The organism is Sphingomonas longa (assembly GCF_016892685.1).
Lineage (GTDB): Bacteria > Pseudomonadota > Alphaproteobacteria > Sphingomonadales > Sphingomonadaceae > Sphingomonas > Sphingomonas longa.
Map to the genome: position 1 here is coordinate 207,193 of NZ_JAFEMC010000001.1, position 16,917 is coordinate 224,109.

15 protein-coding genes are annotated in these 16,917 nt (G+C 66.8%); 4 read left to right on the forward strand and 11 right to left on the reverse strand.

The features are described 5' to 3' along the window. Positions 1 to 55: 55 nt before the first annotated feature. Both tsf and rpsB read right to left on the reverse strand, forming a co-directional pair. A complete protein-coding gene (tsf, locus tag ILT43_RS01000; protein ID WP_204193326.1) occupies positions 56 to 994 on the reverse strand; it encodes a translation elongation factor Ts in 939 nt (312 codons plus the stop codon). A gap of 89 nt (positions 995 to 1,083) precedes the next feature. Next, the gene (rpsB, locus tag ILT43_RS01005; RefSeq protein ID WP_204193328.1) at positions 1,084 to 1,923 is read right to left on the reverse strand and encodes a 30S ribosomal protein S2; all 840 of its coding nucleotides are present in this window, start codon (positions 1,921 to 1,923) and stop codon (positions 1,084 to 1,086) included. A 327-nt stretch (positions 1,924 to 2,250) separates the two neighbouring features. On the opposite strand from rpsB, the gene ILT43_RS01010 reads away from it, so the two are divergent. Then, positions 2,251 to 2,490 carry a hypothetical protein gene (locus ILT43_RS01010; RefSeq protein ID WP_204193329.1) on the forward strand — a complete coding sequence of 80 codons (240 nt, stop codon included), beginning with the start codon at positions 2,251 to 2,253 and terminating at the stop codon, positions 2,488 to 2,490. On the opposite strand, the gene ILT43_RS01015 is transcribed toward ILT43_RS01010, so the two are convergent. The 3 genes from ILT43_RS01015 to ILT43_RS01025 all read right to left on the reverse strand — a co-directional run bounded on the left by ILT43_RS01015 (position 2,429) and on the right by ILT43_RS01025 (position 5,096). Then, positions 2,429 to 3,241 (reverse strand): CDP-alcohol phosphatidyltransferase family protein, encoded by an 813-nt coding sequence (locus tag ILT43_RS01015; RefSeq protein ID WP_204193331.1) that lies wholly within the window; start codon positions 3,239 to 3,241, stop codon positions 2,429 to 2,431. The two genes, ILT43_RS01010 and ILT43_RS01015, sit on opposite strands and share 62 nt — an antisense overlap. Positions 3,242 to 3,281: 40 nt before the next feature. Continuing rightward, positions 3,282 to 4,004, reverse strand: coding sequence for a phosphatidylserine decarboxylase (locus ILT43_RS01020; protein ID WP_204193333.1), 723 nt, complete (start codon positions 4,002 to 4,004; stop codon positions 3,282 to 3,284). Positions 4,005 to 4,079: 75 nt separating this feature from the next. Beyond that, complete coding sequence (locus ILT43_RS01025; RefSeq protein WP_204193335.1) at positions 4,080 to 5,096, reverse strand: SGNH/GDSL hydrolase family protein; 1,017 nt, start codon at positions 5,094 to 5,096, stop codon at positions 4,080 to 4,082. Positions 5,097 to 5,255: 159 nt separating this feature from the next. Here ILT43_RS01025 and ILT43_RS01030 point away from each other — a divergent pair, with 159 nt between their 5' ends. Next, complete coding sequence (locus ILT43_RS01030) at positions 5,256 to 6,476, forward strand: NADP-dependent isocitrate dehydrogenase (protein WP_204193336.1); 1,221 nt, start codon at positions 5,256 to 5,258, stop codon at positions 6,474 to 6,476. A gap of 35 nt (positions 6,477 to 6,511) precedes the next feature. Here the strand turns inward: ILT43_RS01030 and ILT43_RS01035 are convergent, their stop codons facing one another. Further along, positions 6,512 to 6,952, reverse strand: a complete 441-nt coding sequence (locus ILT43_RS01035; protein ID WP_204193338.1) for a hypothetical protein — start codon at positions 6,950 to 6,952, stop codon at positions 6,512 to 6,514. 110 nt (positions 6,953 to 7,062) lie between these two features. On the opposite strand from ILT43_RS01035, the gene ILT43_RS01040 reads away from it, so the two are divergent. Further along, positions 7,063 to 8,838 carry a cation:proton antiporter domain-containing protein gene (locus ILT43_RS01040; RefSeq protein WP_204193340.1) on the forward strand — a complete coding sequence of 592 codons (1,776 nt, stop codon included), beginning with the start codon at positions 7,063 to 7,065 and terminating at the stop codon, positions 8,836 to 8,838. 3 nt (positions 8,839 to 8,841) lie between these two features. Here the strand turns inward: ILT43_RS01040 and ILT43_RS01045 are convergent, their stop codons facing one another. From ILT43_RS01045 to ILT43_RS01055, 3 genes are all read right to left on the reverse strand, one after another. Further along, on the reverse strand, positions 8,842 to 9,513 hold the full coding sequence (locus ILT43_RS01045; RefSeq protein WP_204193341.1) for a hypothetical protein: 672 nt from the start codon (positions 9,511 to 9,513) through the stop codon (positions 8,842 to 8,844). Positions 9,514 to 9,586: 73 nt separating this feature from the next. Further along, positions 9,587 to 12,229 carry an alanine--tRNA ligase gene (gene alaS / locus ILT43_RS01050; RefSeq protein ID WP_204193342.1) on the reverse strand — a complete coding sequence of 881 codons (2,643 nt, stop codon included), beginning with the start codon at positions 12,227 to 12,229 and terminating at the stop codon, positions 9,587 to 9,589. Between the two features lie 398 nt (positions 12,230 to 12,627). After that, entirely contained in the window at positions 12,628 to 13,878 is a 1,251-nt protein-coding gene (locus tag ILT43_RS01055; protein ID WP_204193344.1) for a M24 family metallopeptidase, read from the reverse strand. A gap of 74 nt (positions 13,879 to 13,952) precedes the next feature. Here ILT43_RS01055 and ILT43_RS01060 point away from each other — a divergent pair, with 74 nt between their 5' ends. Beyond that, a complete protein-coding gene (locus ILT43_RS01060) occupies positions 13,953 to 15,287 on the forward strand; it encodes a dicarboxylate/amino acid:cation symporter (RefSeq protein ID WP_204193345.1) in 1,335 nt (444 codons plus the stop codon). Between the two features lie 4 nt (positions 15,288 to 15,291). On the opposite strand, the gene ILT43_RS01065 is transcribed toward ILT43_RS01060, so the two are convergent. Together ILT43_RS01065 and ILT43_RS01070 are read right to left on the reverse strand one after the other, a co-directional pair. Then, on the reverse strand, positions 15,292 to 15,918 hold the full coding sequence (locus ILT43_RS01065; protein ID WP_204193347.1) for a glutathione S-transferase family protein: 627 nt from the start codon (positions 15,916 to 15,918) through the stop codon (positions 15,292 to 15,294). Further along, the gene (locus ILT43_RS01070; RefSeq protein WP_204193348.1) at positions 15,915 to 16,742 is read right to left on the reverse strand and encodes a class I SAM-dependent methyltransferase; all 828 of its coding nucleotides are present in this window, start codon (positions 16,740 to 16,742) and stop codon (positions 15,915 to 15,917) included. The genes ILT43_RS01065 and ILT43_RS01070 overlap by 4 nt, the downstream gene beginning before the upstream one ends. Positions 16,743 to 16,917: the final 175 nt, after the last annotated feature.

Sequence of the window (16,917 nt, forward strand, 5' to 3'; positions counted from 1 at the left end):
GCCGCCCCTTGTAATCACAGGGCCGCCGTTCCCGCTGCGCGGGAGAGGCTTACCCTTATGCCGTCGGCTGCGGAACGCCCGAGACTGCCGCGACTTCTGCGGCGAAGTCGGAAGCTTCCTTCTCGATGCCCTCACCCAGCTGGAAGCGGACGTAGTCCTTCAGCACGATCGTGGCGCCGGCGTCCTTGCCCGCCTTCGCTACGACGTCGCTGATCTTGGTCTTGCCGTCCATGACGAAGAGCTGACTGACCAGCGCATGCTCCTTGCGGTACTTGGCGATCGAGCCTTCGACCATCTTCGCGACGATCTCGGCGGGCTTGCCGCTCTCGCCGGCCTTCTCGGCGGCAATGGCGCGCTCGCGTTCGATCTCGCCCTCGTCGAGATCCTCTTCGTTAAGGGCCTTCGGGAATGCGGCAGCGATGTGCATCGCGAGCTGCTTGCCGAGCGCCTGAAGCACATCGTCCGCTGCGTCAGACTCAAGCGCAACAAGCACGCCGATCTTGCCCAGACCCGGGGACTGCTGGTTGTGAACGTAGGACACGACCGCGCCCTTCGACACTTCGAGGCGCTTGGCGCGACGAAGCGACTGGTTCTCACCGATCGTCGCAACGTTGTTGGTCAGCACGTCGGCGACGGTGGTGCCCGATGGCATCGCCTCACCCTTCAGCGCGTCGATGTCATCGCCGGTCGCCAATGCGATCTGGGTGACTTCGCGGACGAAATCCTGGAACTGATCGTTCTTGGCAACAAAATCCGTTTCCGAGTTCACCTCAACCGCAGCACCCTTCGTGCCCGATGTCGCGACGCCGACCAGACCCTCGGCCGCGGTGCGGCTCGATTTCTTCTGCGCGGCTGCGAGACCCTTCGTACGCAGCCAATCGAGCGCGGCGTCCATGTCGCCAGCGGTTTCGTTCAGTGCCTTCTTGCAGTCCATCATGCCCGCGCCGCTCTTCTCGCGCAGGTCCTTGACCATCGCTGCCGTGATATCGGCCATTGTCGTGATCCTTCTCATTGTCCGAATATGTTTGCGGGCGGGGTGGAGCATCATGCCCCGCCCCGCCCGCTAGACTTCGTGCGTGACGGTTACGCGTCGATCTGGCGCTCGGCCTCCACGGCCTGACCCGCATCGGCGCTCGACACAGGGTCGGTGCCGGCGTCGGCCGCCGGGGTCTCGATCGCCTGCTCTTCCGCCGGCGGCTCCATCATGGCACCGATATCGGCACCCGAGCGGCGCTGCTGCTCCTGGCCGCCACGCGTCGCGGCGATCGCGATCGCCTCGCAATACAAGCGGATAGCGCGGGCGGCGTCGTCGTTCGCGGGAACCGGGAAGGCGATGCCGTCCGGCGACACGTTCGAATCGAGGATCGCCACGACGGGAATACCCAGCGTGTTGGCTTCCTTGATCGCCAGCTCTTCCTTGTTCGCGTCGATCACGAACATGACATCAGGAACGCCGCCCATGTCACGAATGCCGCCCAGCGACATTTCGAGCTTGTCACGCTCGCGCGTCAACTGAAGGACTTCCTTCTTGGTCAGCCCGTGGGTATCGCCGGAAAGCTGCTCTTCCAGCGTCTTCAAGCGCTTGATCGAGTTTGAGATCGTCTTCCAGTTGGTGAGCATGCCGCCCAGCCAGCGGTGGTTGACGAAATGCTGGCCCGAGCGACGCGCCGCATCCGCGATCGGCTCCTGCGCCTGGCGCTTGGTGCCGACGAACAGGACCTTGCCGCCGCCCGCAACCGACGACGACACGAATTCCAGCGCGCGCGCGAAGAGCGGCACCGTCTGAGACAGATCGAGGATGTGGACGCCGTTGCGATCGCCGAAGATGTAAGGCTTCATCTTCGGGTTCCAGCGATGGGTCTGATGACCGAAGTGCGCGCCGGTTTCGATGAGCTGCTGCATGGAGACGACAGGAGCCGCCATAATGAAATTCCTTTGCCGGTTATGCCTCTGGGAAGCGGATGACGCAGCCTGAAAGGCCGACGCACCGGTATGTGGTGCTTCCCATGCGGAGTTGAGGCGAGCCGCTTAAACGCGATCGGCTTACAACGCAATATGAGAACATTTCACGTACGGGCTCTTGACGATAGAACGCTACAGGAACATAAGCGGCTCAGATCGGAACACCGGTCGACGGGATTAACTCATGTCGTTCGGCGGAAGCAAAACGGTGTGGGCCAGCAGCAGTTTTCGGAACCGAACGAATCCCGACCGGTTGAGTTCGATCGAGGGGTTCGCATGGAGGCGGACATGGTGATGATCGTGGTGAGTGCGCTATTATTCTCGTCGGCCCTGGCCGTCTCGGTAGCTGTGATCGCATTGGCGATCGGTCCGCAGTGGCGTCGTATCGCGCGCATGGCGATCGGGCATGTGGAGCCGTCGTTCGCGCCATTGGAGACGTTGGCGTTGGCCGAGCGTCGCATCGCCGTCAGGCGGTGGGCGTCGACTCCGGTGCCTTCGCCGATTCGGCGGCTGCGCGAAGTCGCCTGACCTTGGCGTAGCTTGCGACGCTGAACGGGATAAGCGCGACATAGATCACGCTGATGATGCTGAGCGTGTGCCACGGCGCGGTTACGAGCGCCGCTCCCAACAACACGACGACCGCCAGCGCTTCGAACCGGATGCGGCGTCGGAGTCGCATCGAGCTCCACGAGAATGTGGCGACGCTCGACACCATTAGCGTCGCGACCAGTACCGTCCAAGGTGCAACCAGGTACGGCGAGGCGAAAAGCGGTTCACCGGACCATAGCCAGATGAACAGGGGCAGCAACGCCAGGCCGGCGCCGGCTGGTGCGGGTACGCCGGTCAGGAAGCCGGCGGATTTATGCGGTTGCTCCGTCTCGTCGATCTGGGCGTTGAAGCGTGCCAGCCGAAGCGCGCAGAACACAGCGAGGATGAGCGACGCCATCCAGCCGAACCGCGGCAATGCGGACAGCGACCATAGATACAGGATCAATGCCGGGGCGACCCCGAAGGATATTGCATCGGACAGGGAGTCGAGCTCGGCGCCGAAGCGGCTTTCGCCGTGCAGCAACCGTGCGATACGCCCATCGATGCCATCGAGGACGCCGGCAACCATGATCATCGCCGCCGCCATTTCCCAATTCCCGCCGATCGCGAAGCGCACGCCAGACAAGCCAGAGCACAAGGCGAGTGCGGTCACCGCATTGGGCGCGATCGCCCGCAGCGGCAGTCCGCGCGGTGCGCGCCGGACGCGACGACGTTCTGGCCGGAACGCCATCAGCGGAATGCCGGGCGGTTGGCGGTCGCAGGCCGAACCCTCACTGTGCGATCCCGAACGCAGCGACGCCACCGACACGGCCCAGGACTGTCTCGCCAGCGATCGAGCGCTGCCCGAGGGCCACCTGTGGCGCGCAGTCGTCAGGAAGGTAGACATCGACGCGGCTGCCGAAGCGGATCAGACCAACGCGCTGACCGACGGCGACCATGTCCCCCGGCTTGACGAAGCCTACGATGCGGCGTGCGACAAGGCCGGCGATCTGCGTGAAGCCGATCTTGCGGCCGTCCCGGCCCTCAACGACGAAGTGTTGGCGCTCGTTTTCGTCGGAAGCCTTGTCGAGGTCGGCGTTGAGGAACTTCCCAGAGATATAGACGACCTGCCGGATCGTGCCAGCGATGGGGGTGCGATTGATATGCACGTCGAACACCGACATGAAAATAGACACTCGCACCAGCGGCGCTTCGCCGAGTTCGCCGACGAGTTCGCGGGGGATAGCGACGCGCTGGATCATCGTCACCAGCCCATCGGCGGGCGCGACGATCAGGTCTTCGCCTTGTGGTGTGGTGCGGATGGGGTCCCGGAAGAAAGCGGCGACCCAGATGGTCAGCCCGACCAGCGGCCAGAACAGAACGTTGGAGACGATCGTCAGCAGCAGGGTGATCCCGGTAGAAATCGCGACGTACTTGCGACCTTCCGGGTGGACGGCGGGGAATCGCCACTTCACCGTGGAGGTGACGAGGGGCGGTTTGTCGAGTGAGGTCATGGCGGGGGTCTACCGGCCAACACTTCGCCTGACAATCGCGCCGCCGCACCCGGTAGGTTCGGCAGCGCGATCTGATCAGCCGAACGCCACCGCAGTCCGGCGGCGGCGATAGCGAAGCGCGCCGCCGGTCAGCGCAACACCGACGATCATCATCGCCCACGTCATCGGCTCCGGCACCGCGGCCAGACCGAGCTGGTCCGTCAGGCCGCGGCTGATGGCGCGGTGAATCTGAGTCGTGGGATGAACGACGTCGAAATACACGAAGCCGCTGCACGAGGGCGCTGCGCCCGGCACCTGCAGACAGGCGCGGCGTGTGTCGAGCGTTGCCGGCAGGCCGAACCTTGCCGGATCGGCGTAGATGGTATTTTGAAAGTCGAACAGGTCGAAGAACTGCGCATTGCTGCCGCTCGACTGCGCGAAGTCGCCGACCAGCGCCTCGAAGTCATCGTTCAAGCCGCTGGACAGGCTGGTGACCCTCGCCGACAGGCCGGGGATCGGAAGCTGGGTCACGGCGGGAATCTGGCCGATATCGGGCAAGCCGGTGACGATGAAGTTGCGCGCACCGCGAGCGTAGAGCGCCGTCAGCCCCGCTGTCATGGCGTCGAGCGTGGCGGCGAAATCGGGGACGTAGCCCGGGATCGTGGCCAGGCTGGGTATCTGCGACCGGATGTCGTTGCCGCCGAGCGTGATGAGCACGAGCGATTGCGAGTCGAAGCGCGCGGTGCCGATATCGTACAGGCCGATCTGCTCGGCGAAGCTTGGGCTGGCATCGCCGGACATCTCGCGCGCCTGGGCGCCACCGACGGAATAGTTGCGGCCGCCATAGGCCGATGCGACGGCGGGGCCGCCGTCGACCGCGCGGCCGAGATAATCGGCGAAGGTGTAGCCGTTGGAAAAGCGGCCCTGGAAATATCCCGCTGCCGCCGGAGCCGGATCGGCGCCGCCGACGGCGCGGCGGAATGCCTGGGCGTTACCGGCATCCACGAGGCTGTCGCCGAATACGAACAGGTTGCTGTAGCTCTGTGCCGACGCCGGTGAGGCCAAGGTCAGCGCCGCGGCGACGAGCGCGCAGCCAAGATACTTCGACGCCATGATTCTCTCCCATCTTATTATCGTTGTCGCCCCGTTTACCATCATCCCTTCACAGCGGGAACGCCATACCGCCGACTGAGGTCGACGCCCGACGTTTACAGGCCGCGACCCGCATCCTAGACGGCGCGCAACCCCATCAGCTTCGAAGGACGAGACCGCATGGCCAAGATCAAGGTGAAGACGCCCGTCGTGGAGATCGACGGCGACGAGATGACGCGGATCATCTGGGAATGGATCCGGGAGCGCCTCATCAAGCCGTATCTCGACATCGAACTCGATTATTACGACCTCGGGATCGAGCACCGCGACGCGACCGACGATCAGGTGACGATCGATGCCGCAAAGGCCACGCAGAAGTACGGCGTTGCGGTGAAGTGCGCGACGATCACTCCGGACGAGGCGCGCGTCGAGGAGTTCGGCCTGAAGAAGATGTGGAAGTCGCCCAACGGCACGATCCGCAACATCCTGGGCGGTGTCGTGTTCCGCGAGCCGATCGTCATCAAGAACGTGCCTCGCCTGATTCCCGGCTGGACGCACCCGATCGTCGTTGGCCGTCATGCGTTCGGCGATCAGTACAAGGCGACCGATTTCAAGGTGCCGGGTGCCGGCAAGCTGACGATGAAGTGGGTCGGCGAGGACGGTCAGCAGATCGAGCACGAGGTGTTCGACTTCCCCGCCGCCGGCGTGGCGATGGGCATGTACAACCTCGACGAGTCGATCCGCGACTTCGCCCGCGCGTCGATGCACTATGGCCTGAACCTGAAATGGCCGGTGTATCTGTCCACCAAGAACACCATCCTGAAGGCCTATGACGGTCGCTTCAAGGACCTGTTCGCAGAGATCTTCGAGGCGGAGTTCAAGGACAAGTTCAAGGAAGCGGGCATCGTCTACGAGCATCGCCTGATCGACGACATGGTCGCATCCGCGCTGAAGTGGAGCGGCGAGTTCGTGTGGGCGTGCAAGAACTATGACGGCGACGTTCAGTCGGATCAGGTCGCGCAGGGCTTCGGCTCACTCGGCCTGATGACGTCGGTGCTGCTGACGCCGGACGGCAAGACCGTCGAGGCGGAAGCGGCGCACGGGACCGTGACGCGGCATTATCGCCAGCATGAGCAGGGCAAGGCCACCTCAACCAACCCGATCGCGTCGATCTTCGCGTGGACCGGCGGCCTGAAGTATCGCGGCAAGTTCGACGATACGCCGGAGGTGACCCGGTTCGCCGAGACGCTGGAGCGCGTCTGCATCCAGACGGTCGAGAACGGCCATATGACCAAGGATCTGGCGATCCTGATCGGCCCGGATCAGCCCTGGATGACGACGGAGCAGTTCTTCGAGCAGGTTCGCCAGAACCTCGAAGAAAAGATGGCGGTCGCCGCCTGATCGGGCGGGCGGAGCGGGTTCGAGCCTGCTCCGCCCTATCGCAGGCTGCGTGCGACGGCTGCCGCGCGGAGGTATTGCCAGTAGATGGCGCAGCCGAGCAGATGGACCACGAACGGCAGTCGGGTAATCCGCCAGAAATCCACGCGGGCGAACGCCAGCCAGACGAAGCCGATACTGAACAGGCACGCCAGCACCGACAGGACCAGCGACAGCGGCGTGGTCCCTACCCCGACCCGGACCGGCACACTGCCGCCGTATCGGAACAGATACGCAAAGCTCGCGGCCATCCATGTCCCGAGCCACATCGGCGACGTCATGAGCAGCGCCACCATCAGCATGCCGGGGCCATCAGGGCTGGTGCCTCCCTCCGCATAGTAGAGCCTGCTGTGCCAGATCACGAGCGGCAGTACGGCGATGCCGAGCAGCAGGCCTGCCGTCCAGAGCGTCGATGCGGAGCCTGGGGTTCGTAGCGTCATGCCGTTGGTATGCCCTGACCTCCGGCATTGCGCGAGAGCATCCCTTCAAATCCGACGTGGAGGTCGATCAAGCCTAGCCTCATCCGTGATCGGCTGGTTAAGTCGCCGGCATGGCACTCAGGTTGGACAATGAAGGTTTTTCGGACGCGCTGGTGATCCTCGGCGCGGCCGGGTTGGTGATCCCGGCGTTCGCGCGGTTCCGGATCAGCCCCGTGATCGGGTTCATTCTGGTCGGCGTTGCGGTGGGCCCGGCCGGGCTGGGGCAGCTGACGGCGTTGTTCCCGTGGCTCTATTACGTGACGATCAGCGACCCGGCGTCGATCGAGCCGTTCGCCGAATTCGGCATCATCCTGCTGCTTTTCTCGATCGGGTTGGAACTGTCGTTCCGGCGGTTATGGGGCATGCGGCAACTGGTGTTCGGCACCGGTGCCGCGGAGCTGTTCGGATCGGCCGCACTGATCGCGATCGCGCTTCATTTCATAGGGCAGGATTGGGCGGGTGCCGCCGGGCTCGGGCTGGCCTTGGCACTGTCGTCGACGGCGCTGGTGCTGCCGCTGGTCGGGACGACGAGCCCGGTCGGCCGCGGGGCGTTCGGCATGTTGCTGTTCGAGGATCTGGCGCTGGTGCCGATCATCTTCGCACTCGGCGCGATGGCACCGACCGCGAGTGCCGAGGGGTGGAGCGGGATTGCCGGTGTCGCGCTGCGCGGAGGTGCAACGGTCGTTGTCATGTATCTGGGGGGGCGAATCGTGCTGCCGCGACTGTTCGCCCAAGCGGCGCGCACGAAGAGCCCGGAGCTGTTTCTGGCGGCATCGCTGCTGGTCGTGATCGTCGCGTCGGTCGCGACGACCGCGGCAGGGCTGTCGCCGATCGTCGGTGCGCTCCTCGCCGGGCTGCTGATCGCCGAGACGGAGTATCATAGCGAGGTCGAGGTGATGACCGCGCCGTTCAAGGGGCTGGCACTGGGCGTGTTCCTGATCACGGTGGGCATGAGCCTGGACCTGAGATTGATCGGGCAGAACTGGCCGGGGCTGTTGCTGGCGGTGACGGGGGTGGTCGCGGTCAAGGCGGTCGTGACGTACCTGCTGCTTCGGGTGGGGCATGCACGCGCGGGCGTGGCGGCGGAGACGGGGCTGCTGATGGGCAGCCCGTCGGAGACGACGCTGATCGTGCTGGGCACGGCCGCGCAGGCGCAATTGATCCTGCCGTCGACCGCCGCGTTCTGGCAGACCGTGACCGCGATCGGCCTGACGATCACGCCGCTGCTGGCCAAGGTCGGGCGGATCGCGGCGCGCCGGATCGAGGCGCGCGATATCGCCTCCGCGGTACCGGACGTGGACGACGGTGGCAGCCGAACAGTGCTGATCGGGTTCGGCCGGGTCGGGCGGATGATCGCCGACATGCTCGCGACACACGGGCAACCGTATATCGCGGTCGAGGCCGACATCGACGCGGTGTCGCGGGCGCGGGCGGAGGGGTATCCGGTGCTGTTCGGCGACGTGGCGCGCGGCGAGTTGATCGACCGGTTGAAGCTGACGGAATCACGAGCGCTGGTACTGACGATGGACGATCCCGTGCTGACGGCGCGCTTGACGCGACGGTTGCGCGCGGCGGCCCCTGCCCTGACGATCATCGCGCGCGCGCGGGATGCCGGGCATGCGGCGGAACTGTACCGGGCGGGTGTGACGGATGCGGTGCCGGAGACGCTGGAGAGTTCGCTGCAACTGTCGGAGGCGGTGCTGGTAGATCTGGGGGTAGCGATGGGTCCGGTGATCGCGTCGATCCACGAAAAGCGCGACGAACTGCGGCAGTTGATCCGGCGCGAGGCGGCGATGGAGCGCGAGCCGCGAATCCGGCGGGTGCGCCGGACGAGCGATCTCGTTTGATCGCTATTTAGGCTTGTACCAACCGAACGGGAGCAGGCGGTCGGCCAGCGCCTGCGCCTGTTTCGTATTGCCCTGACGCAGCATGGCGGCGACCTGTGCAGCGCTGCGCTGGACGATGCGATCGAGCGGGGTGGGCGTGGGCGCGCGGGCTGCGGCCTCCACCAGGGTACGGCCGCGGGGATCGTCGGCGTCGAGTTCGATCAGCATCAGCCCGGCGAGCCCGGAGAACATCGCGCGGTTGCCGCCGAGCGTCACCGCTTTTTCGATCGCGGCGATGCCGGTGCCGCGTTGCGCCCCGACGACTCGGCCGACCAGCCGGCCGACGCGGTTGATGACGCCGAGATGCCAGGCACCATAGCCGAGCTGTGCCTCCGGATTGCGCGGATAGCGGGCGCAAACCGTTTCGAACTCCTTGCGCGCGGCGGTCGCCTCCGACCGGCTGCCGGTCAGCTTCGCGCGGTACCCCAGCGCGACGGCGGCGAGCACGGCGGCATCCTCATCCTCGGGATGGGCCACGGCGAAGGCGCGGACCCGGTCGACCTTCACCAGCGCGACGTCCCGGCTACGATCCTCGAAGGCCGCCTGCGTCAGGACGTCGCGGGCGGACTGGGCGACGGCGGGGGCCGCGAGCGTCATGCAGGCCACGACGCCCGAACCGATCCACCATCCCCGCATTCGCATCCCTCGCGTCAAAGTTTCGTCACCCAAGCCGAACCATCGGGGTTGCGAGAAGGATGCCTGACGCGGATCAGGACGCAAGCGCCGCGCGGATGGCGTCGAGCGCAGCCGCGGCCTTGTCACCGTCGGGACCACCACCCTGTGCCATATCGGGACGCCCGCCGCCGCCCTTGCCGCCGACCGCAGCGACCGCGACCTGCAGCAGTTCCACCGCGTTGCGGGTGGCGACGAGGTCAGCGGTCACGCCGACCGCAATCGAGGCGCGACCGTCATTGACCGCGACGATGGCGGCTACGCCGGAGCCGAGCCGCTGCTTCGCCTCGTCCACCGCGCCGCGCAGCCCCTTGGCATCGAACCCGTCGAGCACCTGACCGATGAAGGCGGTGCCGGCGACATCCTCCGGCCCGGCAGGCGCGCCGGCACCGCCGCCGGTCGCGATCGCCTTCTTCGCCTCGGCCAGTTCGCGCTCCAGCCGCTTGCGGTCGTCGAGCAGTGCGGCGACGCGCGCGGGGACTTCGTCCGGGGTGGTGCGGAGAGTCGCGGCGGCTTCGCGCAGCACCTCGTCGCGGTGCGAGAACCATGCGCGGGCGGCTTCGCCGGTCAGCGCCTCGACACGGCGGACGCCGGACGACACGGCGCCCTCGCCGATCACCTTGAACAGGCCGATCTCGCCCAGCGCGCCGACATGCGTGCCGCCGCAGAGTTCGAGGCTGTAGGTACCCTCGTCGTCCTGTCCCATCGACACGACGCGAACCTCGTCGCCGTACTTCTCGCCGAACAGCGCCATCGCGCCTTCGGCGATGGCTTCGTCGGGCGTCATGAGGCGAGTGACGACGGGACCGTTGCCGCGCACCTGCTCGTTCACACGCGTCTCGACCTCGGCGATGTCCGCCGGGGTCACGGCGACCGGCTGCGAGAAGTCGAAGCGCAGGCGGTCGGGTGCGACCAGCGAACCCTTCTGCGCGACGTGCGTGCCGAGCCGCTGCCGCAGCGCCTCGTGCAGCAGGTGCGTCGCGGAGTGGTTGGCGCGGATTGCGGCGCGGCGGGTGAGATCGATCGCCAGCTTCACGGCGTCGCCCACCCTGATCTCGCCAGACTGAATGTCGGCGTGATGGACCCAGATGCGGCCGAGTTGCTTCGTGGTATCGGTGACGACCGCGTGCAGGCCGGCGTCGCTCGACACGGTGCCGGCGTCGCCGACCTGACCGCCAGATTCGGCGTAGAACGGCGTCTGGTTGACGACGATCGCCACGCTTTCGCCAGCGGTCGCATGATCGACGCGCGCGCCGTCGCGGATCAGCGCGACGACTTCCGCCTCGCCGGTGTCGTTGGCGTAGCCGGTGAATTCGGTCGAGCCGGACTGTTCGGCGATGTCGAACCACAGGTCGTCGGACGCCTTCGCGCCGGAGCCCTTCCATGCGGCGCGGGCGGCGCGCTTCTGTTCGGCCATCGCCGCGTCGAAACCGGCGCGGTCGACCGCGAGCCCTTGCGCGCGCAGGGCGTCCTCGGTCAGGTCGTACGGGAAGCCGTAGGTGTCGTAGAGCTTGAACGCGGTTTCACCGGCCAGCGTGCCGCCCTCGGCCAATCCCGCCGTCGCCTCGTCGAGCAGCTTCAGGCCGCGGTCGAGCGTCTGGCGGAAGCGCGTTTCCTCCTGCTGGAGCGTCGCCTCGATCAACGGCTGGGCGCGGACGAGCTCGGGGAAGGCCGCGCCCATTTCGGCGACCAGCGCCGGGACGAGCCGGTGCATCAACGGCTCCTTCGCGCCGATCAGATGCGCGTGGCGCATCGCACGCCGCATGATGCGGCGCAGGACATAGCCCCTGCCCTCGTTCGCCGGCAACACACCGTCCGCGACGAGGAATCCGGCCGAGCGCAGATGGTCGGCGATGACGCGGTGCGACGCCTTCCATTCGCCGTCGGGCGCGGTGTGGGTGAGCGCGGTCGAGGCGGCGATCAGCGCCCTGAACGTGTCGGTGTCGTAATTGTCGGGGACGCCCTGCATCACAGCGGCGACACGTTCGAGGCCCATGCCGGTGTCGATCGACTTCTTCGGCAGTTCGCCGACGATCTCATTCGCGTCCTGCTCATATTGCATGAACACGAGGTTCCAGATCTCGACGAAGCGGTCGCCGTCCTCGTCCGGCGAGCCGGGAGGGCCACCAGCGATGTGGTCGCCGTGGTCGAAGAAGATTTCCGAACAGGGACCACAGGGGCCGCTGTCGCCCATCGCCCAGAAATTGTCCTTGGTCGGGATACGGATGATGCGGTGATCGGGCAGGCCGGCAATCTTCTTCCAGAGATCGAACGCCTCGTCGTCGGTGTGGTACACGGTAGCCGTCAGGCGATCCGGGTCGAGGCCCCATTCCTTCGTCAGCAGGGTCCAGGCGTGGACGATCGCCTGTTCCTTGAAATAGTCGCCGAACGAGAAATTGCCGAGCATTTCGAAGAAGGTGTGGTGCCTCGCGGTGTAGCCGACATTGTCGAGATCGTTGTGCTTGCCGCCCGCGCGCACGCATTTCTGCGACGAGGTGGCGGTGACGTAGGGTCGCGTCTCGAGGCCGGTGAACACGTTCTTGAACGGGACCATGCCCGCGTTGACGAACATCAGCGTCGGATCGTTCTGCGGCACCAGCGGCGCGGACGGCACGATCCGGTGCCCGGTCGAGCCGAAGTAATCGAGGAAGCCGCGGCGGATGTCGTTCGTGGATGTCATGGGGCAGCGGCTTAGGCGAGCGACGGGATCGGCTCAAGCGCCCGATTCGCGAGGGACGACACACCGAAGTGGAGGAAGTGGAGGCGCTGGATGGGTGTCCTCCACTTCAACGCGGTGGGGCAGTTGGTGGGCGATGTTTGCTGTAGCGGCGCGAGGGCGGGCATGGCGTCGTTGTAGGGGAAGGGGGGTGTGTAGGACAGGATGGGAGGCCGACGCATCCTGTTCGTCTCGCTCAGGGATCGAGCGTAGTGGTGGTGAGCTCATATTGAGAGAGGTGGTTTGGGGCCTGTCTCTCGATGCGCCGTCTCGACGGGCTCGACGGCTACTCGAGACCAACGGAGGGTGGGAGAGGACAGGTTCACGGTGAGCCACCCCCCGGCTCGATCACCCGCGCCGCATCAGACCGGCGCGTCGAGCGACCGGGGTGGCTCGCTGAACCACTTCGGGCCGGTCGGGGTCATGTGGAAACAGTCCTCCAGCCGGACGCCGAACTTGCCGGGCAGGTACAGGCCGGGTTCGTCGGAGAAGCACATGCCGGCTGCCAGCGGCGTCGCCTCGCCGTGGACGAAGTTGACCGGTTCGTGGCCGTCCATGCCGATGCCGTGGCCGGTGCGATGCGAGAGGCCCGGCAGGCGGTAGCCGGGGCCGTAGCCGGCGCCTTCGTAATAGCGGCGGACAGCGTCGTCGACGCTGCCGGCGGGAGCGCCGATCTTTGCAGCGGCGAAGGCGATCTGCTGACCGCGCGCGACCGTGTCCCAGACCTTGCGCTGTTCCGGCGTGGCAATGCCGTGGACCCAGGTGCGCGACACGTCCGACTGGTAGCCCAGGACGGTGCAGCCGCAATCCATCAGCACGACCTGTCCGTCTGAAACGCGGATGACCTCCCGGCTGCCGTGCGGCAGGGCGGCGGCGGGGCCGATCAGGGCGAGCGCGAATTCGGGACTGCCACCGAGCTTGCGCGTCGCGGCGTTCATCAGCGCGCCGATCTCCGCGCCGGTCATGCCCGCCTCCACGCGCGGATGCGTCCAGCGATAGGCGGCGATCGTCACGTCGGTGGCGACCTGCATCAGCGCGATCTCCGCCGGGGTCTTGACCATGCGACAGCCGCGCACGACCGGGTTGGCGCTGGTCAGGCGGGCGCGGGGGAGTGCGGCGGCAAGCGCCTCGACCGCGAAGAAGCGGACGGTTTCCTCGATGCCGATCGGGCGCGTGCCGAGGCGGCGATCGGTCAGGAAGCCGGCGACGGTGCGCAGCGGGTCCTGATCTTCCTGCCACACGCGTACGTCCGCCGGGATGGCGAGCGTCTGGCGGACGGACGGCTCCTCGAAGAAGGGCGTAACGATGCAGGGGCGGCCCTCCACCGGGATGACGACCGCGGTCAGCCGTTCGCTGCGGCCCCAGCGGACGCCGGTGAAATAGGTCATCGACGATCCCGATTCGATCAGGATCGCGCCGAGGCCGTTCGCCTTCATCAGCGCCTGCGCGCGCGTCAGGCGGCCGGCATATTCGGTGGCGCCGATCGGTACCGCGCCCGTCGTGAGATCGCGCAACTGCGACAGGTCCGGCTCGGCGGCGCGCAGCACGCCGGTGACGGACAGGAACGGCAGCGCGGTGCCGGCGGCGAGCAGATGGCGACGGGTCAGGAACATGATCGAGGTGGGTAGGCCCCTTGACCGCGCCGCCGCAATCCCCTTCCCTTCCCGGCACGTATCGGGAGTTCGGAATGGCCATGCGCCTCACTTACTGGATTTTGGGCGCGCTCGTTCTGGGGCTGGTCGTCGGTTGGGGGCTGCATGTCGCGATCGACGACGGCAGCGCGGCGTCGGCTGAACGGCTGACGACGATCGCGGGATATTTCTCGATCCTGACGACGCTGTTCCTGCGCCTTATCAAGATGATCATCGCGCCTTTGGTGTTTTCGACGCTGGTCGTCGGCATCGCGCATATGGGCGACACGGCGGCCCTGGGGCGCGTGGGGCTGAAGAGTCTGGGCTGGTTCGTGACCGCCAGCCTGTTGTCGCTGACGCTGGGGCTGATCCTGGTCAATGTGCTGCAACCGGGTGTCGGGCTGGCGCTGCCGTTGCCGCCGGCCACGGCGGACGCCGGTCTGGCGCGGGCGGCGTTCGATCTGAAGACGTTCGTCAGCCACATCGTGCCGGCGTCGATGGTCGAGGCAATGGCAACGAACGAGATTCTGCAGATCGTCGTCTTCTCCGTCTTCGTCGGCGTCGCGATCACGGCCGTCGGCGAGAAGGCTGCGCCGCTGGTGCGCGCGGTCGAGGCGCTGGTTGCGGTGATGTTGCAGATCACCAATTACGTCATGCGGTTCGCGCCGATCGCGGTGTTTGCGGCGGTCGCCTCGACGCTCGCCGAGCGTGGTCCGGGCGTGCTCGGCGACCTCGCCTATTTCATGGGGTCGTTCTATCTCGGGCTGGCGCTGCTGTGGCTGATGCTGATCGGCATCGCGTTCGTGCTGCTCGGGCCGCGCACGCGGTTCCTGGTGCGGTATATCCGCGATCCGCTGATCCTCGCCTTCTCGACCGCATCGTCGGAGGCGGCGTATCCGCGGACGCTGGAGGCGCTGGACAAGTTCGGGGTGCCGCCGCGGATCGCCAGCTTCGTGCTGCCGCTCGGCTATTCGTTCAACCTCGACGGATCGATGATGTACATGACGTTCGCGTCGCTGTTCATCGCGCAGGCGTACGGCATCCATCTGTCGATCGGCGAGCAGATCACGATGCTGCTGGTGTTGATGGTGACGTCGAAGGGCATTGCCGGCGTGCCGCGAGCGTCGCTGGTGGTGATCGCGGGGACGCTGTCGCTGTTCAAGATCCCGGAGGCGGGATTGCTGCTGATCCTGGCGGTGGATCATTTTCTGGACATGGGCCGGTCCGCCACGAACGTCATCGGCAACGCCATCGCGGCGTCGGTGGTGGCGAAGTGGGAGGGTGGCCTCGATCCGCGGGAGGACCCGGATGTTATCGCGGCCACCGCCCCGGCGGGACATGGTCCGGCGGTGGCGGTGGAGCGGTTCGAGGACATCGCGCCGCGATCGTGACGGCTCAGGCGTAGCGGTAGGGGCCGCCCTCTTTCAGTGCCGCCTGATAGGCCGGGCGGGCGTGGATCTTGTCGAGCCACGCGATCGTCGCCGGGCGGCTGGCGTCGAGGCCGGCGCGGTTGCGGGCGGCCTCCAGCGGAAAGCTCATCATGATGTCGGCGGCGGAGATGACGTCGCCGGCGAACCACGGGCGTTGCGACAGTTCGCTTTCGACATAATCGAGGTGGCGGTCGACCATCGGCTGGATGCGCCCGGCGATCTTGCCGCCGACCAGCGGGATGCGGCCGATGATCAGCTTCACGAGCAGCGGGGGCATCAGGGACCCCTCCGCATAGTGCAGCCAGAAGCGGTAGCGCAGTACGGCCTCGCGATGAGCGGGCGGGCCGAGGCGGCCGTCCGCCTTTTCGACCAGATATTCAACGATCGCGCCGGTTTCCGCGACAACGACCCCGTCGTCCTCGATCACCGGCGACTTGCCGAGCGGGTGGACGCGGCGGAGTTCGGGCGGGGCGAGCATCGTCTTGGGATCGCGGGCGTAGCGCTTCACCTCGTAGGGGAGGCCAAGCTCCTCGAGCATCCAGAGGATGCGCTGCGATCGGGAATTTTCGAGGTGGTGGACGATGATGGTCATGATGGCTCCCCTGCCTGTGCGCGCCAGATCCATGCCGATGCTGGCAGGACGACGCGGTTGTCGAGGACGTAACGCGCGAGGGCGTCGGACAGACGCGCGAGCAGGCGGTCGCGGTCGGCGGGGCCGGCGTCGGCGATGCTGCGCGAGAGGGGGCCGATGCGCGTGAGGAAGGACGTTGCGTCGGCGACGGGGTCTTCGCCCTCGCCCGCGACATAGTCGAAGTCGATCGACGCGGCGGTAACTGCGCTCCAGCCCGTCCGGGTCAGCAAGTCGTAGACGAACTCCATGTTCGCAAAGGCGAACGGACCGCGTGCGTAGCCGGCGGGATCGGAAAGGGCTTCGCCGGTGACCTGCTCGACCAGCGCGGCGGCGAAAGCGTTGCGGGAGCGGTCGCGAAAGCAGGAGAAAACGAGTGGCGCGCCGGGGTTTGCGGCTTGTCGGAGGCGGGTGAAGGCGGCGGCGGGGTCGGCGAAGAACATGACGCCGTGGCGGGAGTAGAGGAGGTCGAACCCGCCCGGCAGCGGATCGGTCGCGGCGTCGGCGACGTGGAAGGTGGCGGTGCGGACCCGAGCTTTGGCGATGGCGATCAGCGGTTCGGACAGGTCGATGCCGGTGATGCGGAGCTCCGGGCGGGCGGCGGCGATCGTGGCGCTGGTGGCCCCTGCCCCACAACCGATATCGAGGGCGGTGCCCGTTGCCGGGGCCGCAGCGAGGACAGCGGCATTAAGGTGGCGGGCGAGGTCGGCGAGACTGCGATCGGTGCGGCGATGCTCGGCGGCCCAGACGTCGCCGACGCGGGTTTGCCAGTCGGTGGTCGTGGTCATCGGGCGGGCCTTTGTCGGGGGTTGGGATGAACCGTCGCGTCGCGTCGCGCCGCTACGTGCGGCGACGGTGGAAGGGGGATAGTTCGTTATGCCGGGCTTATTCCGGCATCTACCGCGCCCCGCAACTCGATGCACGTGACCTGCGATACCGTGGATGCCGGGACGAGCCCCGCAG

Bases quoted from the DNA above. Each gene is read 5' to 3' on its own strand.
- tsf (WP_204193326.1), bottom strand. From the start codon at position 994: ATGGCCGATATCACGGCAGCGATGGTCAAGGACCTGCGCGAGAAGAGC.
- rpsB (WP_204193328.1), bottom strand. From the start codon at position 1,923: ATGGCGGCTCCTGTCGTCTCCATGCAGCAGCTCATCGAAACCGGCGCG.
- ILT43_RS01010 (WP_204193329.1), top strand. From the start codon at position 2,251: ATGGTGATGATCGTGGTGAGTGCGCTATTATTCTCGTCGGCCCTGGCC.
- ILT43_RS01015 (WP_204193331.1), bottom strand. From the start codon at position 3,241: ATGGCGTTCCGGCCAGAACGTCGTCGCGTCCGGCGCGCACCGCGCGGA.
- ILT43_RS01020 (WP_204193333.1), bottom strand. From the start codon at position 4,004: ATGACCTCACTCGACAAACCGCCCCTCGTCACCTCCACGGTGAAGTGG.
- ILT43_RS01025 (WP_204193335.1), bottom strand. From the start codon at position 5,096: ATGGCGTCGAAGTATCTTGGCTGCGCGCTCGTCGCCGCGGCGCTGACC.
- ILT43_RS01030 (WP_204193336.1), top strand. From the start codon at position 5,256: ATGGCCAAGATCAAGGTGAAGACGCCCGTCGTGGAGATCGACGGCGAC.
- ILT43_RS01035 (WP_204193338.1), bottom strand. From the start codon at position 6,952: ATGACGCTACGAACCCCAGGCTCCGCATCGACGCTCTGGACGGCAGGC.
- ILT43_RS01040 (WP_204193340.1), top strand. From the start codon at position 7,063: ATGGCACTCAGGTTGGACAATGAAGGTTTTTCGGACGCGCTGGTGATC.
- ILT43_RS01045 (WP_204193341.1), bottom strand. From the start codon at position 9,513: ATGCGGGGATGGTGGATCGGTTCGGGCGTCGTGGCCTGCATGACGCTC.
- alaS (WP_204193342.1), bottom strand. From the start codon at position 12,229: ATGACATCCACGAACGACATCCGCCGCGGCTTCCTCGATTACTTCGGC.
- ILT43_RS01055 (WP_204193344.1), bottom strand. From the start codon at position 13,878: ATGTTCCTGACCCGTCGCCATCTGCTCGCCGCCGGCACCGCGCTGCCG.
- ILT43_RS01060 (WP_204193345.1), top strand. From the start codon at position 13,953: ATGGCCATGCGCCTCACTTACTGGATTTTGGGCGCGCTCGTTCTGGGG.
- ILT43_RS01065 (WP_204193347.1), bottom strand. From the start codon at position 15,918: ATGACCATCATCGTCCACCACCTCGAAAATTCCCGATCGCAGCGCATC.
- ILT43_RS01070 (WP_204193348.1), bottom strand. From the start codon at position 16,742: ATGACCACGACCACCGACTGGCAAACCCGCGTCGGCGACGTCTGGGCC.